This is a genomic window from Paenibacillus daejeonensis DSM 15491 (assembly GCF_000378385.1).
Classification (GTDB): domain Bacteria; phylum Bacillota; class Bacilli; order Paenibacillales; family Paenibacillaceae; genus Paenibacillus_D; species Paenibacillus_D daejeonensis.
Map to the genome: position 1 here is coordinate 196,186 of NZ_KB899668.1, position 25,556 is coordinate 221,741.

Genomic DNA, 25,556 nt, shown 5'->3' on the forward strand with positions numbered 1-25,556 from the left:
GAAGCTTCGGTTTGGACCGGGGCTTTTTTTGTTATGTGCAGAAGTCTAGAGCCTAAGTGGAACTGCTTGAAAATGTCATGAAAATGGGATTGTATTTATATTAATGAGATTGTATAATAATACAATGTTGTTTAAAGGCACGTTGAATAGCTTGGCTTTCACTAGACAATCTAGTGTACAATGATAGGAGCAAATTGAAGAGAATTTTAGATAGGAGTGGAGCACATGACGGATAAGGTACGGGCGGCGATCGTCGGATCGACGGGCTATGGCGGGGTGGAACTGATTCGGTTGCTGGCGGCGCATCCCCGGGTGGATGTAACCTCAGTAATCTCGTCCTCCAGCGCAGGGACGCCGATTGCGGAGGGCTATCCGCATTTGACTGAGATTCGCACAGAGCTGCTGGATGGCATAGATGCAGTGGAAATTCGGAGCAAGGCAGAGGTTGTCTTCCTAGCAACGCCACCGGGTATCGCGTCCAAGCTGACGCCAGAGCTGTTGGAGCAGGGCTTGCGCGTTATCGATATCTCGGGTGACCACCGGCTGAAGTCGGGGGCGCTCTATGAGCAGTGGTACAAAAAGCCGGCTGCCGGGGACGCTTATCTGGAGCAAGCCGTCTATGGCCTGTGCGAAGTGTTCGGCGATCAGGTGAAGGACGTGGAGCTGCTATCCAATCCGGGCTGTTATCCGACGGCAACGCTGCTGGGCTTGATTCCGGCGGTAGCTGAGGGCTGGATCGATCCGGATACGATTATTATTGATGCCAAAAGCGGAGTCTCCGGCGCAGGGCGCGGCGCAAGTCTGGGCACGCACTATTCGGAGCTTAATGAGAATTTCAAAGCTTACAAAATCAATCAGCATCAGCATATTCCGGAGATTGAGCAGGTGCTTTCTCAGGTTGCGGGCCGCCCTGTAGTGACGACGTTCACGACGCATCTGGTGCCAATGACTCGCGGCATAATGAGCACGATGTATGCCAAGCTGGAAGGCCAGCGCAGCCAACAGGAATTTATCGATTTATATACACGTTATTATGAAGGCAGACCTTTCGTGCGTGTGCGTCCTTCTGGCAACTGGCCGGCAACCAAGGAAGTGTACGGGTCAAATTATTGTGATATCGGATTTGCCGTGGATGAGCGTACAGGCCGGGTGACGATCGTATCAGTGATCGACAATCTGGTGAAGGGCGCCGCCGGGCAGGCGATCCAGAACTTGAATCTGATGATGGGCTGGGAAGAGGACCTGGGACTGCAATTCGTTCCGGTCTATCCGTAAGCCTAGTCGTGGGCGAAGGAGACGAGTACGAGATGGGACTGGAGACAAAAGCAACCTATCGGATCGAGCCGAAAGGCTCCATCACCACTCCCAAGGGCTTCACTGCGGGAGGCCTGCATTGCGGGCTGAAGAAGACGACCCGTCACGATCTGGGTGCGATCGTCTGTGAGGTGCCGGCGGCAGCGGCGGGCGTGTATACGACCAATGTGTTCCAAGCTGCACCGCTCAAAGTAACACGGGAGAGTCTGGCGGCTAACGGGACGCTGCGCGCGGTTCTTGTGAACAGTGGCAATGCCAATGCATGCACGGGACAGCAGGGCGAAGACGATGCCTATGCGATGCGTGATGAATTTGCAGATGCGATTGGTGTAGAGAAGGAAGCGGTAGCGGTCGCCTCCACAGGCGTCATTGGCGAATTGCTCAAGATGGACCGGGTCCGTCAAGGGATCGGCGAGCTGCCTTCGCGCTTGACGCCTACGGATCAAGGGGCGGAAGACTTCTGCCAGGCGATTCTGACCACCGATTTAGTGCAAAAGATGGTCTGTGTGTCGCTGGAAATCGACGGGCGCACGGTCCATGTGGCTGGATCAGCCAAGGGCTCGGGCATGATTCATCCCAATATGGCGACGATGCTTGGCTTCGTGACTACCGATGCGGCAGTGGATAGTGAGACGCTGCAGCTGGCGCTGCGTGAGGTGACGGATCTGACCTTTAATATGATTACGGTGGACGGCGATACGAGCACCAATGATATGCTGGTTGCAATGGCAAGCGGGCTGGCAGGCAATGAGCGATTGACCCGTCAGCATCCTGATTATGCAGCATTCGTTGAAGCCTTGCGCTATGTATGCGAAGTGCTCGCCAAAGCGATTTCTCGGGATGGCGAAGGCGCGACCAAGCTGGTCGAGGTTCAGGTGCGTGGAGCTATCAGCGATGAATCAGCGCGAAAAATCGTCAAAACGGTCATTGGCTCATCGCTCGTTAAGTCGGCGGTGTTTGGCGCAGATGCCAACTGGGGGCGGATCATAGCAGCCGTTGGTCGTGCGGGAGAGCCGGTCAATCCGGAGACGGTCGATATCCGCATCGGCGATATCGTCACGCTGGAGCAATCACGGCCGCTCCTCTTCGATGAGGATGCGGCGCTGGAATATCTGAAGGGTGACACGATTGTTATTCACATTGATCTGCATCACGGCTCGGGCGAGGCAGTCGGTTGGGGCTGCGACCTCACCTATGACTACGTACGGATCAATGCAGCATATCGGACGTAAACATAGATCTGTGTTCAAAAGGTAGGTTTTACTAAAGGAGCGATTGTAATGGAGCAGGACCAACGGTTCGTGATGAAATGCGGCGGTAGTACGCTGGCGGCTTTGCCTGAGGCGTTCTTCGCTGACCTGCAGGCTTTGCAGGAGGAGGGCGTGCGTCCGGTCATCGTTCATGGCGGCGGCCCTGCTATATCTGAAACGCTGGGCAAGCTGGGCATTGAGTCGTCGTTTGTGTCGGGCCTGCGGGTAACGACCGAGGCTGTGCTCGATGTGGTCGAGATGGTGCTGGCCGGGCGGATTAACAAGGAGATTGTCCGGAAGATCGGCGCCAGCGGGGCCAAAGCACTGGGTGTCTCCGGCGTGGACGGACAGCTGCTGACGGCTCAGCCGGTAGCCAACAGCGATGAGATCGGGTTCGTGGGCGAGGTTACGGATGTTCGGGCCGAGATTATCGAGGGCATCATGGCCATGGGGTATATTCCGGTCATTGCACCGATTGGTATCGACGCGGAAGCGCAGCGTTACAACATTAACGCCGACACCGCAGCAGGCGCTGTGGCCTCCTATCTTGGAGTCGAGCGCATGATCGTCGTCACCGATGTGCCGGGCATTATGCGCACGGTGGATGGAGAGAAGCGAGTTCTGTCGTCTGTGACGGTGGCTGAGATCGATGAGATGATTGCCAGCGGTGAGATCTATGGCGGCATGATTCCAAAAGTAAAAGCAGCCGTACAGTGCATCCAGGGTCGGGTGCGCGAGGTTGTCATTGTCAGCGGCGAAGAGCCGCAAGTCTTGAGTCGGGTCGTCAAGGAAGGCGGCATCGGTACGCGTATTATTCAATCTTAAACATAGAGAGGCGGCGGAGATATGAATGAACATGGCACAGCAGCGAGCTCACTGTTTCCTACGTATGCTAGATTCCCAGTGACACTGGTCAAAGGCGAAGGCAGTTGGTTGTGGGACGATCAGGGGAACAAATATCTGGATTTTATGTGCGGGCTGGCCGTGACCAACCTTGGTCATGCGCCAGAGCAAGTGAAGCAGGCGCTCGTGCGACAGCTGGATGAGCTGTGGCATGTGTCCAACCTGTTTCACATTCCCAATCAGGAAGTGGCAGCCCGTTTGCTGACGGAGCATAGCTGCGCCGATGCCGTGTTCTTCTGCAATTCCGGCGCTGAGGCCAATGAGGCTGCGATCAAGCTGGCTCGCCGTTATCATCAGCAGGTGTTGAAGAACGGCCGTCATGAGATCATCACCTTCAGTCAGTCTTTCCATGGACGCACGCTGGCCACGCTGACCGCAACCGGTCAGGACAAAGTGAAAGAAGGCTTTCAGCCGCTGCCACCGGGCTTCAAGACGGTACCGTTACATGATGAGGCCGCATTAGAGGCGGCCATCAGCGAGCATACGGCTGCGATCCTAATTGAGACCGTGCAGGCGGAGGGTGGCGTAAATCTCGTGGAGCCGGCCTTCATGCACCGCGTCGCCAAGCTGTGCAAGGAGCACGGCCTGCTGCTTATCGTGGATGAGATTCAGACTGGCATGGGACGGACCGGCAAGCTGTTTTCATATGAGCATTACGGGATTGAGCCCGATATCTTTACACTGGCAAAAGGACTGGGGAGCGGCTTCCCGGTAGGCGCCATGCTGGCCAAAGCACCGCTGCGCGAAGCTTTTGGCCCGGGGAGTCATGGCTCGACCTTCGGCGGCACACCGCTGGCGACTGCGGTCGTCAAGGCGACCATTGAGACGATGATCTCAGAGGCGGTTGTGGACCAGGCTGCGGATGCGGGACAATATTTGCTGGCAAGGCTGCGTGACCAATTGGCAGACAATCCGTTTGTAAAGGAAATTAGAGGCCTTGGCTTGATAGTTGGCATTGCGTGCGACGGCGCGGTAGGTGATCTGGTCACGGCGGCAAGAGACCGCGGATTGCTCGTGGTGACGGCGGGGCCGCAGGTGATTCGACTGTTGCCGAATCTGCTGGTCAGTCGCAGCGAGATCGATCAGGCCGTGGACATTCTGGTTGGCCTGCTGGCCGAACAGACGGTAACGACAAGGGGGAGCAACGCGTGACACAATCGGTAGTAAATGAAGAGATGGCATTAAGCCTAAAAGGCAGGGACTTCCTGGCGCTGGTGGACTATACCCCGCAAGAGGTCCGGTATTTGATCGATCTGGCGATCGAGCTGAAAGCGAAGCAGAAAGCCGGTGAGGTGTATCAGCCGCTGAAGGGCAAAACACTGGGCATGATTTTTGAGAAGTCCTCTACCCGCACACGTGTGTCATTCGAGGTGGGGATGTATCAACTGGGCGGTCATGCGCTGTTCCTCAGCCGCAACGATCTGCAAATCGGCCGTGGCGAGACGGTATGGGATACCGCGCAGGTCATGTCGCGTTACCTGGATGGCATTATGATCCGCACGTACGCGCACCGGACGGTCGTTGAGTTGGCGCGTGGTGCAACGATTCCGGTCATCAACGGACTGACGGATCTGTCGCATCCCTGTCAGGCGCTGGCGGACTACCAGACGATCCTGGAGCACAAAGGCCGGCTGGAAGGACTAAAGATTGCCTATGTCGGCGACGGCAACAACATGGTGCACTCCCTGATGATGGGGGCAGCCAAAGTAGGCATGCATATGTCGGTCGCTTCTCCTGAAGGCTATGAGCCGGACGAAGACGTCATCCGTCAGACCAAGGAGCACGCTGCAGAGACCGGTTCGCAGCTGCACATTTGCCGCGATCCGCGTGAGGCGGTAGAGAATGCGGACATTATCTATACCGATGTATGGGCGAGCATGGGCTTTGAGGCGGAGCAGAAGGACCGGGAGCGGGCGTTTGCCGACTATCAGGTGGATGAGAATTTGGTTGCGCACGCCAAGAAGGACTATCTGTTCCTGCACTGTCTGCCGGCTCACCGCGGCGAAGAAGTGAGCGAAGGCGTCATCGACGGCAAGAATTCGATTGTCTTTGACCAGGCAGAGAATCGGCTGCACGCCCAAAAAGCCATCATGGCAGCAATAATGTAAGGGTCGATTTTGATCACGAAGTATCTCGGAGAAGTTGATTCGGCGTCGAATCTTGAGCTCAGATGCAACTAAGCGTATGCTTACGAAGCTAGTTTCCTTCGGAAACTCTTAGGTGCTCACGTAGGTTTGCCTACGCTCCGCTCCTCAGTTGCCTCTTCACTCAACCTTCTCGGTGCTGAAAATCGACTTTTTGGAATTTGAAGTAAGTAATTAAGACTCAAAATCAGACTGCCCTCAAAACGGCCGGAGAGGCACGGAATCGAATCTGGAGAAGCGAAGCGTTCGCCTTTGTCCCCGGATTTCAACCGCTAAAGCGGTTAATAAATCAAGAAATCCGGGGACAACAGCGATCGTAAGATCGATCCGTGACTGTAGGCCTTCTTTTTGAGGGCAGTAAAGGAGCGAATGGATACGCATGGCTAAGCAGAAAATTGTTCTCGCCTATTCGGGCGGGCTGGATACCTCCGTTATTTTGAAATGGCTCAAGGAAACGTACGACGCAGAAATCATCGCCTTCACCGCCGATATCGGCCAGAAGGAAGAGCTCGATGGTCTGGAGGAAAAAGCACTCGCAACTGGTGCCTCCAAGGTGTACATCGACGACCTGCGCGATGAATTCGCCAAGGACTTCATCTATCCAATGTTCCAGGCGGGTGCACTCTATGAAGGCCAATACCTGCTGGGCACCTCGATCGCCCGGCCACTGATCGCCAAGCGAATGGTGGATATCGCCCGCGCTGAAGGTGCGACGGCGATTGCACACGGCGCGACTGGCAAGGGCAATGACCAAATCCGCTTCGAGCTGACCGCTGCGGCGCTGGCTCCGGATCTGGGCTGTATCGCTCCATGGCGTTTGGAGAGCTTCCGTGAGCAGTTCCCAGGTCGTGCCGAGATGATTGCCTACGCTGAGCAGCATGGCATTCCGGTTCAGGCTTCGGCATCGAAGCCGTATTCCATGGACCGCAACCTGCTGCACATCAGCTTCGAGAGCGGCATGCTGGAAGATCCTTGGTTCGATCCAAGTGCTCCGGAGAACAAGGACATGTATGTCCTCAGTGTCTCTCCAGAGGAAGCACCGGACGAGGCTGAGTTGGTTGAACTGACGTTCCAGGCGGGCAATTGCGTCGCCGTGAACGGCGAGCAACTGAGCCCGCTGGGCGTTATGGATAAGCTCAATGAGCTGGGTGGCAAGCACGGGATCGGCCGTGTCGATATGGTGGAGAATCGGTTTGTCGGCATGAAGAGCCGTGGCGTCTACGAGACACCGGGCGGCACGATTCTTTTCACAGCGCATCGCAAGATTGAGTCGCTTACGATGGACCGTGAAGTGATGCATCTGCGTGACTCGCTGATCGCCAAGTACAGCACAACCGTTTATAACGGCTTCTGGTTCGCGCCTGAGCGTCTGGCGATGCAAGCCCTCGTGACGGAAAGCCAAAAAAACGTGGACGGCGTGGTCCGACTGCGTTTGTACAAAGGCAATGTTATCGGTGCGGGCGTTCAAAGCCCGGTCAGTCTGTATAACCCGGACATTGCAACGATGGAAGCTGATCCATCCCAAGCCTACGATCAGGGCGATGCCACCGGCTTTATCCGGCTGCAGGCACTGCGCCTGAAGGTTTCCTCTGGCGTGGAGCAGAACAAGAAGTAGAAGCAACGGGCGCCTGAGCGCCCGTTTTTTTCCGAGGTCAAGGACCGATTGTATGATAAAATCGTAACTAAGCAATCCAGTGGCGGTTGGGCTGGGTTTGATTCGATTAAGGGAGTGAAGAAACGTGAGCAAATTGTGGGGCGGCCGCTTTACAAAGCAGACGGACAAGCTGGTGGAGGAGTATACAGCTTCGATTACCTTCGACAAGGAGCTGGCCGAGGAGGACATCCAGGGCAGTCTGGCGCATGTGACGATGCTGGGTAAGCAAGGCATCCTGCCGGATGAAGACGTGGAGACAATCAAGGATGGGCTGCACCGCGTGCTGCAGCGCTTGAAGCGCAATGATATTGAGTTCTCAGTTAGCGACGAGGACATCCATATGAATATTGAGAAAACACTGATCGACGATATTGGCCGCGTCGGCGGCAAGCTGCACACCGGACGCAGCCGTAATGACCAGGTCGCCACGGATATGCATTTGTACTTGCGCAAGCGGGTCGTTGAATTCGTTGATCTGCTGCACAAGCTGCAAGTCGCGCTGACGGATCAAGCCAAAGCCAACCTGGATACGATTGTACCGGGCTATACACATCTCCAACGGGCACAGCCGATTCTGTTCGCCCATCATCTGATGGCGTATGTGTCGATGTTTGGCCGGGATATTGAGCGGCTCCAGGACAGCTACAAGCGGATCAATACGTTGCCGCTGGGAGCTGGTGCGCTGGCGGGTACGACGTTCCCGATTGATCGGCATTTTGTGGCGTCGCAGCTCAACTTCGAGCGTCTTTACGAGAACAGCTTGGATGCTGTCAGCGACCGTGACTTCATCCTGGAATTCCTCGCTGACGCGTCAATCATCATGATGCATCTGTCGCGCCTCAGCGAAGAGCTGGTCATGTGGTCGAGCACCGAGTTCCGCTTCGTCGAGCTGGACGATGCGTTCTGCACAGGCAGCAGTATCATGCCGCAGAAGAAGAACCCCGATGTACCCGAGCTGGTACGGGGCAAAACCGGCCGCGTGTACGGCAACCTGATGGGTCTGCTGACGGTACTGAAATCGTTGCCGCTAGCCTATAACAAGGACATGCAGGAAGACAAGGAAGGCATGTTCGACACGGTACGGACAATGCAGGGGGCGTTGCAGCTGTTTGCGCCGATGGTCGCGACCATGAAGGTGAACAAGGAGCGGATGCGCCAAGCGGTGAACCAGGACTTCTCCAACGCGACGGACATCGCCGACTTCCTCGTGGGCAAAGGCCTGCCGTTCCGCCAGGCTCATGAGGTCATTGGTAAGACCGTACTGTACTGCATCGAGCAGAACAAGTATTTACTGGATCTGACACTGGAGGAATTCAAGCAATTCTCCGACCTGTTCGATGACCGGATCTTTGCGATCCTGCAGCCAGAGGCTGTAGTCGACGCCCGCAACGTCTACGGCGGTACCGCTCGTGGCCAAGTGAGCGAAGCGATCGGCCGCGCCGAGCAGCAGCAAGGCCTCACCGCCAGCTGGGTCTCGGAGTACGCAGAGAAAAGTAAATAAGGTTTGGTTGTATGCACATACACGCGCTTGCAGTTGGAGGGGAAGTCCCTTTGCTGCAGGCGCGTTTTTTGATATGGGCAGCGAGGTGGCGCGAGCGGGTTAGTCGGGCGAATAGAGGAAGAAAGGTGTGTTGTAGTAGGTGAGAGTGAGTCTGCCGTGTAGAGGAATACATAGAGTGGGGTTGCGCACAGCAGCGGGCAGTTGCAATTAAAGTTTTTGTACTTAGAGCAGGGTTTCACGCCGCAGTGGGCTCCTCCAAGTAAAGTTTTTATACTTAGAGCGAGGTTTCGCGCCGCAGTGAGCTTCTGCAAGTAAAGTTTCTATACTTAGAGCGGAGTTACGCGCCGCAGTGAGCTTCTGCAAGTAAAGTTTCTATACTTAGAGCGGAGTTACGCGCCACAGTGGGCTGCTGCAAGTAAAGTTTCTATGCTTAGAGCGGAGTTACGCGCCACAGTGGGCTGCTGCAAGTAAAGTTTCTATACTTAGAGCGAGTCCGCGCCGTGGTAGGCCAGCTAAATAAAACGGGACAATAGCAAAGCAGCGGCTATGCCCAACAAGAGGGCATAGCCGCTGCTTCTATTTAATCCCGTTGATATTACTCCAGGTTAAGAATCCATTCCGCAATGTCATTCAACACAGTCGGAGACACGTTGCCAGGCTGTTTGTATTCATCAACCGTGCCTTTGGCTGGTCCTTCGTAGGCGATGAACAAGTGGTTGAGCCCCGGATATAGCTTGAATGTCGCGTTGGCCTTGCCGTCGAACAACGTCTTCCAGGCGGCATAGTCCGTCTCAGACTTCACTTGGAAGTCATCCTCACCCTGTAGGACCAATATCGGCTTGGTCGCTTCATCTGCATATTGGCTCAGATTGAACTGGTCCATTTCCTTGAAATAGTGAGCGGACATTCCGAACACCGTCGTCGCCTGTGCTTCCTCCATCGACATTTCTGCAATCGATTGGGCTCTCAGCAGCTCAGCTTCCAGCCAGGCTTCATTGGCTGCCTTGGCCGGGTCACTGTCGCTCATTGAGGCGATGAAGTCCGCATTCTGATCATAAATAATCTCCCATAGTGGTCTTGGGGATCCGGCGAGCAGGATCAGGCCAGCAAAATCGCCACCATCGGCATCAATCCGGGGGGCCAGCATGCCGCCCAGGCTGTGGCCGATGACATACACCTGCGCTGCGTCAATCCGTGGGTCTTGTTTGAGCAGCTCGGCTGCTGTGATCGCATCGTCCACCGTCTCTTCCTTCACGGTCAGCAGAGCCGCTTCTTCCGGCGTATAACTCCGGCCATGGGTGTAGGTACGCTTGTCGTAGCGCAGAACAGCGATGCCTTGTTCCGCAAGTCCATACGCCAGATCACGGAATGGGGCATTGGCACCAATGGCTGAATTCCGGTCGTTTGGTCCGGAGCCATGTACGAGTACCACAGCAGGGAGCGGGCCTTCCGCATTTTCAGGTAAAGTGAGCAGACCTTCCAGCGGGTAATTCGTGCCCGCTCCGACCGTAATCTTCTCTTCCACCAAGCCCTCCGGGGTCTCGATGTCGGCGATCACAGGCTGGAAAGAGATACCGGTGATTTGGTGGTTCGTATTGAACTGAAGAGACAGCTTCATTTCGGCAAGCTCAAACGCAAGGATGACCGCAACGGAGGTGGAGTCACCTGTCTGCTGGGCATCAATCGAACGAATGGCAGTGTAGGCACCACTGGCGGTCTCCAACTGCTCCCAGACTGTACCAAGAGCAGCAAGCGGGATCCCCTGCTGGACCTGCGGGTCAAAATAATCCTGCCATAGTTGCTCATGGTCACCAGAGCTCAGGAGGTAGACGACGTGCTCAGCCAGCATTTCCGGTGCCAGCTGCCGCGAGGCAAGCGACACGGTTCCTGCTGCACGATCGTACTCAGCGGCTACACGCAATACTTGGGTGAAGTAGGACAAGGGAACATACACACGGTCATTACGCAGGACAGAAGCGTGGCCAAAGCTCATTTCCTGTTCCCCCATAACAGCTGTATGCCCCCCGACTTTGAAGCTTGTTGAGAGTAATGGTGCGGTCAGAGATACAGTACGAGTGGCTTGCTCATAGGCTACCTTAATTCCCAATTCAACGGCGATACTACGCAGGGGCAGCATCACGTCATTACCGCTGGTGTAGGCGTGGCCGCCTTGTGTCGTCACGGTCTGACCGTCAATGTTCACCTTGATGCTGCTATCGGCTGCGAACGCAGGGAGAGCGGTCAGGAGCATGACAAGGACCAGGGTGGATGCAGTAAGTCTTTTCATGGATAAGTACTCCTCCTTCATATTCTAACTGTTCTATTAGTAGCATAACAGATGTCACAAAGATTAAGCAAGTACAAATATAACACGCCTGCTCAACTGGCACAGGCGGCAACCGGGAGCACAACACAAAAAAAGCCTGCAAGCACAATGCTTGCAGGCTCTCATTTTATATTAGCTGTTCAGGTAAACCGTCTTGCCTGTGCGTGCAGACTCGTAGATCGCCTCGAGGATCTCAGTCACGACCAGCGCTTGCTCAGGCAATACAACAGGGTCGGTATCGTTCAGAACCGAGTTGATCCATGCTGCTGCTTCGACATCGATGTCTTTGTCGCCGCCGCTGCCTTCGTAGAAGGCTACGCCGCCGCCTTTGAGGTCGATTTCTTTCACGAACAGACGGCTCTTTTCTTCACCGTTGATGCGAAGACCGCCTTTCATGTCCGCGCCGCCTTCTGTACCGGAGAGCGTACATTTCGCCTCGTCCACTTCAAGGGTGTTCAGCGCCCAGCTTGCTTCAAGCGTAATGGTTGCGCCGTTCTCCATTTTGATGAAGCCTACCGCCGAATCCTCAACGGTGAACTTGGCTGGGTCCCACGGGCCCCAAGCGTTGGCTGCATTTTCTTTTTGTCCGAGCTTGTGGAACACGGAGCCAGTAACGGAGACAGGCTTGTAGTTGTCCATCATCCACAGCGTCAAGTCAAGCGCATGCGTTCCGATATCGATGAGCGGGCCGCCGCCTTGCTTCTCCTCGTCGAGGAATACACCCCAAGTAGGTACAGCACGTCTGCGAACGGCATGAGCACGTGCATAGTAGATCTCGCCCAGTTCGCCTTCTTCGCACACTTTTTTCAGGTATTGGCTGTCCGGACGGAAACGGTTGTTGTAGCCGATCGACAGTTTTTTGCCGGTACGCTTCGCAACAGCTACCATTTCGCGTGCTTCAGCAGCCGTCTTAGCCATAGGCTTCTCACACATAACGTGCTTGTCCGCTTCCATAGCAGCAATTGAGATCTCAGCATGCGAGTCGTTTGGCGTCAACACATGAACCACGTCGATCTCTTGATCCTTCAACAGCTCACGGAAGTCGGTATACGTTTTTGCGCCGGGTACGCCATATTTCTCAGCAGCCTGAACAGCTCTGTCTTCTACAATATCGCAAAAGGCCACCAGAACGACATTTTGGTTGCGGCTCAGGGCGGGCAGATGCTTGCCGTTGGCGATGCCGCCACAGCCGATCAGGGCTACCTTCAATACTTGACTCATAGAAATAATACCTCCTGAAATAATAGGTTTGAACGCGTTTACAGCTTGCTACCCACATGCTAATCGTATGCCAGCCGTGTGTCAAGCAAAGGCGATGTCCAAATACAAGAAAGTAGCTTCTCAACTCCACTACTTGGCTTGTATTTCTCCGGATTGAAACGCGCTGCACCACCCCATGATGGCGACAGCCGTTTCACCTTGGGCGACAGGAAAAGATTCGTTGACCTTTTCCTGCCCCAGCTATCCATGGGGGTTCCCACAGCGGGCATGTCCTTCTCAATGTACCATATTGACGCGCAGGAGAACATCCGACATTGTGCACATATTACTTCGAAATTACGACACGTCCGCCTTGTCCCGACGACTCCGAAGCATACGGGGGGCCCACCAGTTCCAGCGGCCCATCAGCTTCATCATGGAAGGGACGAGAATCATCCGGACGATCGTGGCATCAATGAAGATCGCCAGCGCAATCCCCACGCCGAGCTGCTTGACCGGCATGACGCCGGTGAAGGCAAAAGCGCCTGTGATGACAATCATGATTGCCGCTGCCGAGGTGATAATTTTACTGGTTAATGCCAGTCCTTGCAGGGTCGCTTCATTATTGTTGCCGGTCTCCCGGTAGATCTCCTGAATCCGCGAGATCAGGAACACCTCATAGTCTGTGCTCAGTCCGAACACGATACTGAATATGAAGATCGGAATAAATAGTGCGATATCGGTCGCGGTAAGTCCGAACATGCCGTTCTGGAAAATCCACACGATGATGCCGAAGGTTGCGCACAGACTCAGGGCATTCATCAGAATGGCCTTGAGCGGAATCAGCACTGAGCGGAAGGCGAGGAACAGGATGATATAGGTCGCGCCAAGAATGAATAAGAGCGTATAAACAATTTTCTGCGAAATCTCGTCGAAAATCTCTTGATTGAACTTGGCGTAACCGCCCACCAGCAGTGAGACGCCTTCATCGACCCGGTCCCAATCGCGCACCCAATCCTGGGTGGCCTGAGCGTAAGGCTCACTGTTCAGCTCCACCTGCAGCAGCGTCCGATTGCCTGCAGTCAGTTGTTCAAAGAGCGGCGCCAGCTGGGCCCCCGTCTCCGGACTCGCCAGCATGGCAGTGACCTGGTCTGCGTCGAGCCCACCAGCGAGGGAGAACGGAGACTCCACCTCATTGACCAGCGGATCAGCAGCCAATCGCTCAGTCAGCGCGTACAGCTCTTGCAGCGACTCGGGATCAGTGGCCTCGCCTTCGGTCTCGGCCAGAACCACAATTTCAGAGACTTGGCTGTTGCGGAAGGTGTCCTCATATAGATCGTACGCCACCTTGGACTCATAGCCATCCGGAAGCGCATCGGCAGCTGGGACCCTCAGAACCATGTCCTTGATTGGAATCGAGCTCGCCAGCAGAATCAGAAACGCCGCTAGCGCCATAATGACCGGTCTGCGCATAACAAAGGAGGCGAAGCTCAGCCAAGCGCTTCGTTTCTCAGGGCGTTCCTTGAGAATCATTAGTCGGTTCACGCGCGGGCCCAGCAGCGAGAGCAGAGCGGGCAGTAGCGTGAGGGCCGAGAGAATCGAGAAGAACACGACCGTCATGCCGCCGAGTGCGATGATTTTGAACAGGTCAATCTGAATGAACAGCATACCGGCCAGACCGATAAATACACACAATCCGGAGAAGATAATCGATTCCCCGGCTGTACGCACCGAGATGCGGACGGATTCCTGAACCGAGTGCTGCTTGAGCTCCTGCCGGAAGCGATTGACGAACAATAAGGCAAAGTCGATGCCCAGCGCCAGGCCGAGCATGACCACCACATTGAGCAGGAAGATGGACAACTCCATCTGCAGGCCAAAGAAGTACAGCACGCCCAGTGTACTGACGACACTGATCAAGCCAATAATCAGCGGCAGCGACGCAGCTACGAGGCCGCCAAAGGCAAACAACAAAACAAGCATGGCTACAGGGAGGCCGATCATCTCGGCCCTCGTCAGATCCTCCTGACTGGCGGTGTTCAGATCTTCTTCAATAATTGGGGCGCCAGTTAAACCGACAGGTACAGGGCCATCCTGTAGCTCCGCAACTGCTTCGCGGACGAGCGCAATATTATCTGCCATGTCCACCGTAAGCATATCAAAGCTCAGCGAAGCATAGGCCACACCGTCCTGAAGCATCTCCGGATCTACTCGGACACCTTCTCCTGGGAAAGGGGAGGCTGTATCGGCCAGCTCCTCCAGCGACAGCGCCTGCAGATGTTCGACCGCGGCGGTTACCGCTTCTCCAAACTGCTCGTCCGACAAGCTGTCCGGCTGTTCAAAGACAAATAGCAGGGTAGACTCATAGATGCCGAAGTCCTCCCGCAGAATGGCGTTGGCATCGGCAAACGATCCCTCCATCACAAACCCGCTGCCTTTTAATATAGAAGGAAGCTGGTAAGCGAAGAAGGAGAGACCGACGACAACAATAATCCAGACGGCCAGGACGATCTTGCGCAGTCGATAACACAGATCACCCAGCATGGTTAGCATGGTATTCAAAAACAATCACTCACTCTCATCATTCAATTCCGTGCCTCTCCGGCATTTCTTCAACAGCCTGACTTTCACTATTCATCGTGAGCATGCCCATGCAACTGGATACCCTGCGACGCGCAGCTGCTTAGCAGACGCTGCCGCAGCGCATCCTTGGCGGGAGCATCCAGCCAGGCCGCTTCGATGCTATTCAGAATCAGCGTAGCAATCTCAGCCGGGCGGAAACCAAAACGTGCAGCCAGCTCACTATACTCGCGCGTCATCGTGGTGCCGGAGACCGTCGGGTTGTCGGTATTAACAGTAACGAACAGCCCCTGTTCGAGGTAATCCCGAATCGGGTAGTCGGACCAGTCTGTGACGGCTCTGGTCTGAATGTTACTGACAGGGCACATTTCGAGTGGCACCTGCAGCGATCGCACCTCCGCCAGCAGGGCAGGGTCTTCGCGAAGCCGCACCCCGTGGCCAATCCGCACGGCCCCCAGTCCATGAATCGCTTCACGGATGTTGGCGGGCCCCCCAGCTTCGCCTGCATGAATCGTAGCCGGCAGCCCATGCTGCGCCGCTAGGGCAAAGACGCTGCGGAACAGCTCAGGCGGGAATCCCGCTTCATCCCCGGCCAGATCGACTGCTGCTAGTCCCCGGCCCAGATACTGTGCAGCCGCCTCGATGACTTCCCGGTTGAGTGCCTCGTTGTGATGCCGCATGCAGATCGCAATGACCTGCGCGCGCACCCCATATTGCCGCTCCCCGCGCTGCAAGCCTTCAATAACATGGCCGATGGCGGCAGCTGCGGTTAGCCCGCGCGCGGTATGAAGCTGCGGCGCAAAGCGAACTTCAATATACATCCCGTTATCGGCAGCGCTTTGTTGCACGGCCTCATATGCGGTTCTCTCCAGCGCTTCCCCTGTCTGGAGCATGGGCAGCACCAGATCGAACCGTTCGAGATACTGCTTCAAATTGTCGCACTGACCCTCTACCTGCATGTAAGGGAGCAGCGTTTGGGGTTCATCTGCCGGCAGCGGCTGCTGCTGCTCGCGGGCGAGCTCCAGCAAGGTGCTTGGCAGAATGCAGCCATCCAGGTGCAGATGAAGATCAACCTTGGGCAGGGCTTTAATTATCTCTAGGACAGCAGGGTCCACATGCGGGTGCGTCATACAGCAAAAACCTCCATTTCACATCAGGCGGCGACAAATGCACGGCCGTCCTCAGAATCGTTACTGCAAACATACCGCGACCCTGACGCGGTGTCAAATCGGCCCAGAGCATCCAGTCACAAGCAAGGCGAATTCCCCATAAAAGAAAGGGTATTCAACATTACCGACAGACGGTACAATGGGAAAATACGGGTTTTTGATAGGAGGGTTCGGAAGCATGCAATTCGTTAGCCAGCTAAGCTGGTTCTTTAAGAAAAGGTGGCTGTTCTATGTTCTGACTGTGCTGCTGATGGCTTGCACGAGTTATCTGAACAGTGTCGCCCCCCGGCTGGTTGGCACGACAGTGGACCAGATCCGCGATCATTCGCTCACCTGGCAATCGCTGCAGCAGACCGTCTGGCTGCTGCTTGGCATTGCGGTGACGATGTATATCTTCATCTACATATGGAACAACCTTCTCTTCGGCAGCTCCGTGCTGCTGGATAAGCTGTTGCGTGAACGGCTGTTTCGCCACTGGACACGGATGTCGCCATCGTTCTTTCAGCGCAACCGCTCGGGTGAACTGATGGCGCTGGCCTCCAACGACATTCAGGCGGTGAGCAACACGGCGGGCTTTGGCGTGCTGACCTTGGTCAATACGATCGTTGTGACGACCGTCGTTGTCATCTCGATGATTGTGTTCGTCAGCTTCAAGCTGATGGTCGCCGCTCTGCTGCCGATGCCATTTCTGGCGCTGGCCATCAACCGGCTGGGCAAGGCCATGCGGAGCCGGTTTGTCGATGCTCAGCAGTCCTTCGGCCATATGAATGACCATGTGCTGGAGTCGATCTCGGGCATGCGCGTGCTTCGCTCCTATGTCCAGGAGGAGCAGGATGTGGCTGCTTTCGAGCGGGTCACGTCAGATGTCATGGAGAAAAATATCCGCGTCGCTTTCATTAATGCGCTGTTCCAGCCAGCCGTCTCGCTTATCGTTGGCGTCAGCTTCGCGATTGGCATCGGATACGGCGCATACCTCGTCTTCCAGAACGAGATTACACTGGGCGAACTGGTTACCTTCAACATCTATCTTGGCTTGCTCATTTGGCCAATGATTGCGTTTGGCGAGTTCATCAATATTTTGCAGCGCGGCAATGCCTCCGTTAACCGGATCCAGGACAATCTGGACCAACAGCCGGAGGTGACAGAGCCTCTGCGTCCTGCTCAGGTGAAGGTGCCTGCCCCGATCAGCTTCCAAGGCTTGACGTTCCGTTATCCGGGGGCAGAGAGTGATAGTCTGCACGAGATCCGCCTGGAGGTCGAGCGGGGAGAAACGATCGGTATTGTCGGACGGACGGGCAGTGGCAAGAGTACATTGCTGAAGCAACTGCTACGTCAGTACCCCATCGAGGCGGGACGACTCTACGTAGGCGGTGCGCCGATTGAAACCATTGCGCTAGGGGAGCTAAAGGCCTGGATCGGTTACGTACCGCAGGAGCATTTGCTGCTCTCCAAGACCTTGCGGGACAACATTGCATTAGGCAAGCCGGATGCGACAGATGAGGAGATCGAGCAGGCTCTGACCATGGCTTCCCTAGCCCGGGACATCGCGAATATGCCCGAAGGCCTGCAGACGCTGGTTGGCGAGAACGGGGTCATGCTGTCCGGTGGGCAAAAGCAGCGGGTGGGCATTGCCCGGGCGCTGCTGCTGGACCCTGAGATTCTCATTCTCGATGATGCACTCTCCGCAGTCGATGCGCGTACCGAACACGCCATTCTGGACAACATCCGCCGCTACCGCCAGGGCCGGACGACCTTTATTGCGACCCATCGCCTGACCGCGGTCACTCATGCGGGGCAAATTATTGTCATGGCGCATGGCGAGATTGTGGAGCAGGGGGCCCACGATGAACTGATGGAGGCGAACGGCTGGTACCGTCAGCAATACGATCGGCAGAAGCTCGAGCAGAGCTTGTTGGCCGAAGACAAGGAGGGACGAGAGTCATGACCCGATCTTCAGAGGAGCATCGGTCGCAGACAGATCAGCCAGCTGGCGGAGGGACGGCGCGGCGGTTGTTCCGGTATGTGTTGCTGTTCAAGCGCAAGGTAGCGATCGCCATCGTCATCCTCGTCGTTGCCTTGGCGGCTCAGTTGGCCGGTCCGCTGCTGGCCAAGCAAATAATAGATGAGCATATCCAGGCGATCACCTGGGACTGGGCGGAACTTCCGCAGACAGCCGTACCAGAAGGGATCCGTTCGGTAGCCTACCGCGACATGGCCTATGTGCGCAGCGACTGGGCCGCCCCTGACGATCTGCCGGCTGGAGAAGGCACGGCTACGATTCGTCAGGACGGGCTGACCATGATTTTAAAAAGTCCGACCTATGGCGAGACTACTCTGCGCGCCAGTGAGGTGACGTCCTTTTACCAGCATGACACACAGCCGGTCCTATGGCTGGTAGGCGCGATTATCCTGCTAGGGGTGGTAGCCAGCGTCCTCAACTTTATCCAGAGTCTGATGCTGCAGACCGTGGCCCAGCGGATCGTCCAACGCATCCGAATGGATGTGTTCCGCAACATGCACCGCATCCCGATCCGGTACTTCGACAACACGCCGGTGGGCCAGATTGTCTCGCGGATCGCCAATGACACGGAGAACATCAAGGAGCTCTACATGAGCTTTATGGCGACCTTTGTGGTCAGCGGATTGAATATCCTGGGTGTGTTTACTGCGTTACTGTTTCTGGATTGGCGAATGGCGCTGGTGTGCGCGATTCTGCTGCCCATCTATACGCTAATCATTATCCTGCACCTGAAATTTTCACGCCGCTATGTGGCCGCAATCCGCGCACGACTTGCGGAGATGAATGCCACGCTCAATGAGACGATCCATACGATGCCAATTCTGCAGGCGTTTCGCCGGGAAGCGCGGACACGTGAGGAGTTCGAGGTGCTGAACGAAGACCGGTACCGCAATCAACGGATGCAATTCCGCATCTTTGCCTTCTCCGGGCGCAATGCCGTTTATTTTGTTGGCCGGATCTTTACCGCGATGATCATTTGGTATTTTGGCAGCCAGTCGCTCACTGGAGCGATTTCCTTTGGGGTGTTCTATCTGTTCATTGACTATCTGGGACGAATATTCGAGCCGATTATCGGCATCTTCGATCAGATGATGAATGCCCAGCGAGCCGTCGTCTCAGCGGAGCGGGTGTTCGAGCTTATGGACAAGGAGGGACAGGAGGTCGATCCTTCGCCTTCAGCCGCCAGACCGCAGGGGCATGTCGAATTCGATGGGGTGAGTTTTGGCTACCAGCCGGACAGTTATGTATTGAAGAATATTAGCTTCAGTGCTACAAGAGGAGAGACAGTGGCGCTTGTGGGTCACACGGGGTCGGGCAAAAGCTCCATCATGAACCTGCTGCTTGGCTTCTATGAACCAGCGGCCGGTGAGATCCGAATCGACGGACGGGAGGTCCGGACGTTCTCCAAGCAAGCGCTGCGCAAACATATGGGCATCGTACTGCAGGATCCGTACCTCTTCACTGGCGACATCCGGTCCAATGTGGCATTGCATCATCCGGAACTGACCGATGAACAGGTATGGAGGGCGCTGCAGGAAGTAGGCGCGGACCGTTTCGTAAGTCGGCTTCCGCGCGGCATGCAGGAACCGGTAGTCGAGCGGGGCAGTACATTGTCGGCGGGGGAGCGCCAGTTGATCTCGTTTGCCCGCGCGCTCGTGTATGATCCCGCGATTCTGATTCTGGATGAAGCGACGGCCAGCATTGACAGTGAAACCGAGGCGCTCATCCAGCGGGCGCTTGATGTTGTTCGTGAGGGTCGCACAACCTTCATCATCGCGCACCGGCTATCTACCATTAAGGAGGCTGACACCATCCTCGTTCTGCACCGCGGCGAGATCGTAGAGCGCGGCACGCATGACGAGCTGATGGCGCGCGAGGGTCGTTACTACCGGATGTATCAGCTGCAAAGCAATGAGCCGAGTGGGTCCGAGAGCGCTTAGTATTTTCTGAGCATTGGAAGTAGGCGTGTAAGCATGATTACTGCTTGCTTACCTTGATGAGTCGAGTCGACCCGCATTGCATAGTAACTGGACGCAAGAGTCCCTTAGTGGGGCGTTGTTTTGAGAGGGCATTGATGTATGGAGCGACCCGCAATTTCATGACAAAAAAGAGCGATCCGGGGCAGGTGCCAGGATCGCTCTTTTTTGTCCACTGAGTGGAGTGCCAACGCGCGCTATTGTGCGCTAACGGCCACAGGTGCGCTTATTTTGGCTTTTTTGTGGAGCTTGGAAATCTAACGGCCACAGGTGCGCTTATTATCACGAATTTACCAAGAAAGAGGCATCTTTACGTACAATAGCTGCTTATATGGCCGTTACAATCTCAACGCACCATTTTAGAGCGAAATAGCTGCTGTGGTGGCCGTTAGAGCCGATAAGTCCAACATAAAGTCCTATTTCAGACTGTTGAGCGTTGCCTAAGAGGCACGGAATCCAATCTGGTCTTGTCTAGCAGAAAGTGATTTCGGGAGCATACGTTGCGAAGCGTTCGTCTAAACGCTTTTCTAGGTCGTCCACTCGTCGTTAATAATGGCGGTCAGACGCCAATCGCCAGCATACGGCTGGAAGACAAGGCGCAGGCTGCGCCAATCAATGCCAGCGTATTGCTCCTCGATTCCGTCGAAGTGATACTCGACAATGATAGAGCCGTGGTAGACCGTTGGAGCGTTGTTGATCATGTTGCCGCTGAATAACTGTTCATTGTAACTCACCTCGGGGGCTTCCCGGAAATCATGAGCGAACACAAACCGGTCCCAATAATCCTTAAAATCCAGCAGGATGGTCTCCCCACTGCCATCGTAGAAGCCCCATTCTCTCAGTTCGGGGTTGTTCAGATTGGATGCCAGCTCAAAGGCTTCGAGAACGACTTCATCGCGAACATCTACATAAGAGTAGGGGGAAAACCGCAAGCCGCGATCCGGATGCACATGCTCCGCTAATCCATCCAGATCCTGCTCCGCGATGAGCTGCAGCACCTCTTCAGCTCGCTCGGCGATGATGGCTTGCGCTTCGCCCGGACTAGGCGATGGATCATCGGTGCTCAGATGTACAATACGGCTCCACTCATCCCAACTGACGGTGACGCCAAGCCCTTCAGCGATAAAGCGGGCCGGTATGAAGACCCGACCGTCGCGGATAGCGATTGTCGTGTCGATGGACCGACGCTCACCGTTCACGAGTAGGTAGGATTGACCCTGCGTCAGCTGCAGCTCCCGGCCTTCATGGGTAATGGTCGCTGTCTTGGAGCCATTATCCCACTTGATTCCGCTGGCTGGTACACCGAGCGCCGTTGCAAAAAATGAAATCGGCACCATCGTCCGCCCGTCTTCATTAAGATAAGGGACAGGCTCACCGCTAGGGTTGCTGTACATTCCGCCATTTACGGCAAACTCGGTTGGCCGCGGCTCGGACGCAGCACTTTGTGCGCTTGCAGCTAGCGGCATTACAAGCATGGAAACGATAACAATAAGAATTAGACCAAGCCGGCCCGATCTGTGATTTCGATACTCATTGTGCATAGAATAACCTCCCCAAAAAGATTGGCATATGACCTCTTATTACCCTTTGGCAGGCATACTCGAAACCCGTTTTGACATAAATATAACCGGGGCAATGCCCTTGAAACTTCCAGACAATTGGATTAACATACTAAAGGAACGAGATTTCTGCCATGCCAATACAAAACGCGGGGTGAGAAGGCTCTTGGACGGACGACGATTACTGTTGACGCATTTCAAGAAGTACGGATGGATTTATGGAGGCGCTTTTATTTTATTGGCTTCCGCTAACGTGATCTTCGCTTTTTTCCCAAGTGTCCTGCAGCGGTTTGCGGACGCTTATGAAGCGAAGGAGCTAACCAGGCAGGCGATTGTGGACTACAGCTTGTTGTTACTTGGGATCGGCATAGCCTATGGCGTGTTGTTCGGCTTTGGGCAATATTTGAACCATCGGATGGGCCGGATTTTTGAGTACAATACCAGACAGCGGCTGTTCCGGCACTTTACCCGGCTGAGCGAGCAGTACTATTCCAAAAACGGCACGGGTAAATTACTTAGTTATGTGATGAATGATGTGACGAGCGTGAGAGAATCAATTGCTAACGGCGTTAACCAATTGACCAATGCTTCGGTGCTGCTGGTCTCGGTTGTCGTAATGATGTCGCTGAGCGAACTGCCGCTTCAGCTTGTTTTTGTGTGCGTACTGCCGCTGTTGACCATTCCTTTTCTGGTCGTGTACTTCGGCCCGCGCATCCGCGACCGCTCCAGACAGGTGCAGGAGTCGCTTGCAGAGATGACGGAGTCAGCGGAGGAGCAATTCGGCGGAATCCGGGTGACGAAGACGTTTGCTGTAGAGGACATTGCCGAGCAGCGGTTTGGCGGCACGGTGGAGCACATCAAGGATAATCAGCTCAAATTGGTCAAAATGACGTCTGCTTTCCAGGCACTGATTCCTTTCGCCGGAGCCCTCTCATTGGTGGTAGCCATTACCTATGGCGGGTACATGACGATTCAAGGTCAATTGTCGATTGGTCACTTTGTCGCCTTAACCTTCTATCTGCGGATGATTATGAATCCATTGCAGCAGATCGGCAATGTGATTAACACCATGCAGCGTGCACGGGCGTCCCTGGAGCGGTTGAACAATCTGCTTGGGATCAAGCCGGACATTCAGGACCATGAACAAGCGGCGGAGCTGCCGCCGGGGGCCGGCGACGTTAGGATTCATAATCTTTCCTTTGCCTATCCGGATTCATGGCAGCCATCGCTGAGCGGGATTGATCTTCAGGTAGCTCAAGGCCACACACTGGGGATTATCGGCAAGACAGGCAGTGGCAAGACAACCCTGGTCAAGCTGCTGCTGCGAGTATATGACCCACCAGAGGGAAGCGTATTCATCGGTGGCGAAGATATCACCCGACTATCTCTCGAGAGCCTGCGGACCCAGATTGCCTATGTGCCACAGGATGGTTTCCTGTTCAGTACGACGATTCGCGACAACATCGCTTTCTTCAAGCGTGATATCGCAGATGACAATGTGGAGCATGCCGCCAAGCTGGCTGAAGTATATGACAATGTCATCGGGTTTGACAAGCGCTTTGAGACGCAGCTGGGCGAGCGGGGGCTGACCCTCTCCGGGGGCCAGCGGCAGCGTACCAGCTTGGCGCGTGGCTTAATCAAGGATGCACCGATCCTGATTCTCGACGACAGCGTCAGTGCTGTCGATGCGATGACGGAGACGAGTATTCTGGGCAATCTCCGGTCGGCCCGCAAGGACAAAACGACCATCATCATTGCTCACCGGATCAGTGCCGTCAAGCATGCTGACGAGATTGTTGTCATGGATGAGGGACGCATTATTGAAAGGGGAACGCATCAGGAGCTGATTCGCCAAAGAGGGCATTACGCAGCGCTGTTTGCGATTCAGGAAGAAGGTGTGTCCCATGGCTAAACCCGGAGACAATAGACAGGAAGAAGAGATCAACCCGAACTACCAGGTCGACAGTGCAACCCGGCGCAAGGCCTTCCGGGCCATGCTGGGCTACGCCAAGCCGCAGCGATTGGTTTTCCTGGGCGTCTTCTTCTGTGCGATTCTGGCGATTTCGGCAGATTTACTTCAGCCTTACCTGGTGAAGGTCGTAATCGATGACAATATGTTAGGGGATCAAGGCGCCGGACGTGTAATCGGATTAGGCTTGATCTATCTTCTACTTGCAGTTATTAGCATGATCTTCACCTACCTGCAGGCGAATCTGCTCCAAAGGGCCGGGCAGAGCATTGTAGCCGCGTTGCGCAAAGACTTGTTCAGCCATATTGCCAAGCAGTCGATGTCTTTTTTTGACCGCCATGCCATCGGCTCGCTTGTCACGAATGAATCCAGCGATACCGAGACCATCAACCAGTTTTTCACGCAGGTTCTGCTTAGTATCGTTCGGGACGGCTTGTCCCTGATTATGATTATCGGTTTCATGTTCCTGCTCGACGTGCAGCTGGCGCTCTATTGTTTGGTGTTGCTGCCGCTCATTGCCATCATTGCTGTAGCGTTCCGCAAAATGCTGCGCAATTCGTATCAGCGGGCCAGAACGCAGCTGTCACGGACAATTGCCTTTTTGGCAGAAAACCTATCAGGCATGAGCCTGATCCAGAGCTTTCATCAGGAGAAGGAGCAGGTATCCCGCTTCTCGCAGCGCAACCGCAAGTATTTGAAGGAAAGTCTGCGGGAAGTCAGAGCGACAGTTATATTCAACCGGTCATTTGATATTCTCGGCAATCTGTCGGTGGCGTTTGTCGTCTACCTGGGCGGCATGGCGGTATTTAATAGTGCGCTGGAATTTGGTGTTCTCTATGCATTCATCAGCTATATCCGGCAGTTCTTCCAACCAATCAATCAGATCACGCAGCAATGGAATACGCTCCAGTCTACGCTTGTCTCCGTAGAGCGGCTGTGGCGGATTTTCTCGGTGGAGCCCGAGGTTCGCAATCCGAAGCCGGAACAAGCCAAGGAGCTGGGACTAGAGCGGGTGCGCGGCCAAGTGGATTTCAACCATATCCGCTTCGCCTACTCGGACGACCGTGATGTATTGCGCGATTTGGAGCTGCATATCAAGCCAGGCGAATTCGTCGGCATCGTCGGGACGACCGGAGCAGGCAAGAGCTCGCTGGTCAATCTGCTGGCGCGGTTCTATGATGTCAGGAAGGGCAGCATTCAAATCGACGGGATTGATATCCGGCAGCTCAAGCTGGAGTCGTTGCACCGGATCGTCGGTTTGGTCCAGCAGGAGCCTTACCTGTATTCGGGTTCCATTATCGATAACGTCCGGCTGTTCGACGAGAGCATTGATCGGGATACCGTCATCGAGGCCTGCCGGATGGTCGGAGCAGAGCAGATGATCAAACGGCTCAAGAAAGGGTATGATACCTTGTTGACTGAACGGGGCAGCGGTTTGTCGGCAGGCGAGCGGCAGCTGATCTCTTTTGCCCGAATTCTTGTGTACCAGCCACGGATTCTGATACTCGATGAAGCGACAGCCAACCTCGATTCCCATACCGAACGGTTGATTCAACAGGCGCTCAATGTCGTCTCCGTCGGTCGGACTACACTGGTCATCGCCCATCGACTCTCTACAGTCCAGCAGGCGGACCGCATCATCGTTATGCGTAGTGGAGGCATCATCGAGCAGGGCTCGCACAAGGAGCTGCTGCAGCAGAACGGTTATTATGCGGACCTGTATCACCATGCGACACGGGGGACGGCCGCAGGTCAATAAGGCTAGGAGAGCTTACGAATTCGGCACGGACAGGGGCGTTTTGACGCCCCGCCATCCGGCTGAAACCGAGGTGGAAAATTTTTTTTGGAAAAGGTGATTAGATCTGTTTAGAGTGGTTAATATAGAGTAGTGAGTTTAACACTTCCTTGGGAAGATGGTGGTGAACAGAGGAGCTTGCATTGGTCCTCCAGAGAATTATAAGAGGGGAACATATTGTCTTATAATTTGAAAA

General features: G+C 55.0%; 16 protein-coding genes. 11 read left to right on the plus strand and 5 right to left on the minus strand.

Annotation, left to right across the window (positions count from 1 at the left end; translation table 11 throughout):
* Positions 1 to 225: 225 nt before the first annotated feature.
* From argC to argH, 7 genes are all read left to right on the plus strand, one after another.
* The gene (argC, locus tag F556_RS0124015) at positions 226 to 1,275 is read left to right on the plus strand and encodes an N-acetyl-gamma-glutamyl-phosphate reductase (protein ID WP_020619551.1); all 1,050 of its coding nucleotides are present in this window, start codon (positions 226 to 228) and stop codon (positions 1,273 to 1,275) included.
* 32 nt (positions 1,276 to 1,307) lie between these two features.
* Positions 1,308 to 2,546, plus strand: a complete 1,239-nt coding sequence (argJ, locus tag F556_RS0124020) for a bifunctional ornithine acetyltransferase/N-acetylglutamate synthase (protein WP_020619552.1) — start codon at positions 1,308 to 1,310, stop codon at positions 2,544 to 2,546.
* A gap of 48 nt (positions 2,547 to 2,594) precedes the next feature.
* A complete protein-coding gene (gene argB / locus F556_RS0124025; protein ID WP_020619553.1) occupies positions 2,595 to 3,389 on the plus strand; it encodes an acetylglutamate kinase in 795 nt (264 codons plus the stop codon).
* A 21-nt stretch (positions 3,390 to 3,410) separates the two neighbouring features.
* Complete coding sequence (locus F556_RS0124030) at positions 3,411 to 4,619, plus strand: acetylornithine transaminase (protein WP_020619554.1); 1,209 nt, start codon at positions 3,411 to 3,413, stop codon at positions 4,617 to 4,619.
* Positions 4,620 to 4,642: 23 nt separating this feature from the next.
* Entirely contained in the window at positions 4,643 to 5,575 is a 933-nt protein-coding gene (argF, locus tag F556_RS0124035) for an ornithine carbamoyltransferase (RefSeq protein ID WP_040717722.1), read from the plus strand.
* 415 nt (positions 5,576 to 5,990) lie between these two features.
* Entirely contained in the window at positions 5,991 to 7,226 is a 1,236-nt protein-coding gene (locus tag F556_RS0124040; RefSeq protein ID WP_020619556.1) for an argininosuccinate synthase, read from the plus strand.
* Positions 7,227 to 7,350: 124 nt separating this feature from the next.
* A complete protein-coding gene (gene argH, locus F556_RS0124045; protein ID WP_020619557.1) occupies positions 7,351 to 8,766 on the plus strand; it encodes an argininosuccinate lyase in 1,416 nt (471 codons plus the stop codon).
* A 595-nt stretch (positions 8,767 to 9,361) separates the two neighbouring features.
* Here the strand turns inward: argH and F556_RS37300 are convergent.
* The 4 genes from F556_RS37300 to add form a co-directional block, all read right to left on the minus strand.
* Positions 9,362 to 11,053 (minus strand): alpha/beta fold hydrolase, encoded by a 1,692-nt coding sequence (locus F556_RS37300; protein WP_020619558.1) that lies wholly within the window; start codon positions 11,051 to 11,053, stop codon positions 9,362 to 9,364.
* Positions 11,054 to 11,224: 171 nt separating this feature from the next.
* Entirely contained in the window at positions 11,225 to 12,313 is a 1,089-nt protein-coding gene (locus F556_RS0124055; RefSeq protein ID WP_020619559.1) for a Gfo/Idh/MocA family protein, read from the minus strand.
* A gap of 336 nt (positions 12,314 to 12,649) precedes the next feature.
* Entirely contained in the window at positions 12,650 to 14,845 is a 2,196-nt protein-coding gene (locus tag F556_RS0124060; protein ID WP_245583131.1) for an MMPL family transporter, read from the minus strand.
* 77 nt (positions 14,846 to 14,922) lie between these two features.
* Positions 14,923 to 16,002, minus strand: a complete 1,080-nt coding sequence (gene add, locus F556_RS0124065; RefSeq protein ID WP_020619561.1) for an adenosine deaminase — start codon at positions 16,000 to 16,002, stop codon at positions 14,923 to 14,925.
* Between the two features lie 217 nt (positions 16,003 to 16,219).
* Between add and F556_RS0124070 the strand changes: the two genes are divergently transcribed.
* Together F556_RS0124070 and F556_RS0124075 are read left to right on the plus strand one after the other, a co-directional pair.
* Entirely contained in the window at positions 16,220 to 17,986 is a 1,767-nt protein-coding gene (locus F556_RS0124070; RefSeq protein ID WP_020619562.1) for an ABC transporter ATP-binding protein, read from the plus strand.
* A complete protein-coding gene (locus F556_RS0124075) occupies positions 17,983 to 20,001 on the plus strand; it encodes an ABC transporter ATP-binding protein (protein WP_020619563.1) in 2,019 nt (672 codons plus the stop codon). The genes F556_RS0124070 and F556_RS0124075 overlap by 4 nt, the downstream gene beginning before the upstream one ends.
* Positions 20,002 to 20,564: 563 nt before the next feature.
* Here the strand turns inward: F556_RS0124075 and F556_RS36605 are convergent.
* Positions 20,565 to 21,578 (minus strand): stalk domain-containing protein, encoded by a 1,014-nt coding sequence (locus F556_RS36605; RefSeq protein WP_020619564.1) that lies wholly within the window; start codon positions 21,576 to 21,578, stop codon positions 20,565 to 20,567.
* 184 nt (positions 21,579 to 21,762) lie between these two features.
* On the opposite strand from F556_RS36605, the gene F556_RS0124085 reads away from it, so the two are divergent.
* Both F556_RS0124085 and F556_RS0124090 read left to right on the plus strand, forming a co-directional pair.
* The gene (locus F556_RS0124085; RefSeq protein WP_026297473.1) at positions 21,763 to 23,508 is read left to right on the plus strand and encodes an ABC transporter ATP-binding protein; all 1,746 of its coding nucleotides are present in this window, start codon (positions 21,763 to 21,765) and stop codon (positions 23,506 to 23,508) included.
* Complete coding sequence (locus F556_RS0124090; protein WP_020619566.1) at positions 23,501 to 25,324, plus strand: ABC transporter ATP-binding protein; 1,824 nt, start codon at positions 23,501 to 23,503, stop codon at positions 25,322 to 25,324. Before F556_RS0124085 ends, F556_RS0124090 begins: the two co-directional genes overlap by 8 nt.
* The last annotated feature ends 232 nt before the right edge of the window (positions 25,325 to 25,556 follow it).

Bases quoted from the DNA above. Each gene is read 5' to 3' on its own strand.
- argB (WP_020619553.1), top strand. From the start codon at position 2,595: ATGGAGCAGGACCAACGGTTCGTGATGAAATGCGGCGGTAGTACGCTG.
- F556_RS0124040 (WP_020619556.1), top strand. From the start codon at position 5,991: ATGGCTAAGCAGAAAATTGTTCTCGCCTATTCGGGCGGGCTGGATACC.
- F556_RS0124030 (WP_020619554.1), top strand. From the start codon at position 3,411: ATGAATGAACATGGCACAGCAGCGAGCTCACTGTTTCCTACGTATGCT.
- F556_RS0124090 (WP_020619566.1), top strand. From the start codon at position 23,501: ATGGCTAAACCCGGAGACAATAGACAGGAAGAAGAGATCAACCCGAAC.
- argJ (WP_020619552.1), top strand. From the start codon at position 1,308: ATGGGACTGGAGACAAAAGCAACCTATCGGATCGAGCCGAAAGGCTCC.
- F556_RS37300 (WP_020619558.1), bottom strand. From the start codon at position 11,053: ATGAAAAGACTTACTGCATCCACCCTGGTCCTTGTCATGCTCCTGACC.
- argC (WP_020619551.1), top strand. From the start codon at position 226: ATGACGGATAAGGTACGGGCGGCGATCGTCGGATCGACGGGCTATGGC.
- F556_RS0124055 (WP_020619559.1), bottom strand. From the start codon at position 12,313: ATGAGTCAAGTATTGAAGGTAGCCCTGATCGGCTGTGGCGGCATCGCC.
- F556_RS0124070 (WP_020619562.1), top strand. From the start codon at position 16,220: ATGCAATTCGTTAGCCAGCTAAGCTGGTTCTTTAAGAAAAGGTGGCTG.
- F556_RS36605 (WP_020619564.1), bottom strand. From the start codon at position 21,578: ATGCACAATGAGTATCGAAATCACAGATCGGGCCGGCTTGGTCTAATT.
- argF (WP_040717722.1), top strand. From the start codon at position 4,643: ATGGCATTAAGCCTAAAAGGCAGGGACTTCCTGGCGCTGGTGGACTAT.
- add (WP_020619561.1), bottom strand. From the start codon at position 16,002: ATGACGCACCCGCATGTGGACCCTGCTGTCCTAGAGATAATTAAAGCC.
- F556_RS0124060 (WP_245583131.1), bottom strand. From the start codon at position 14,845: ATGCTAACCATGCTGGGTGATCTGTGTTATCGACTGCGCAAGATCGTC.
- F556_RS0124075 (WP_020619563.1), top strand. From the start codon at position 17,983: ATGACCCGATCTTCAGAGGAGCATCGGTCGCAGACAGATCAGCCAGCT.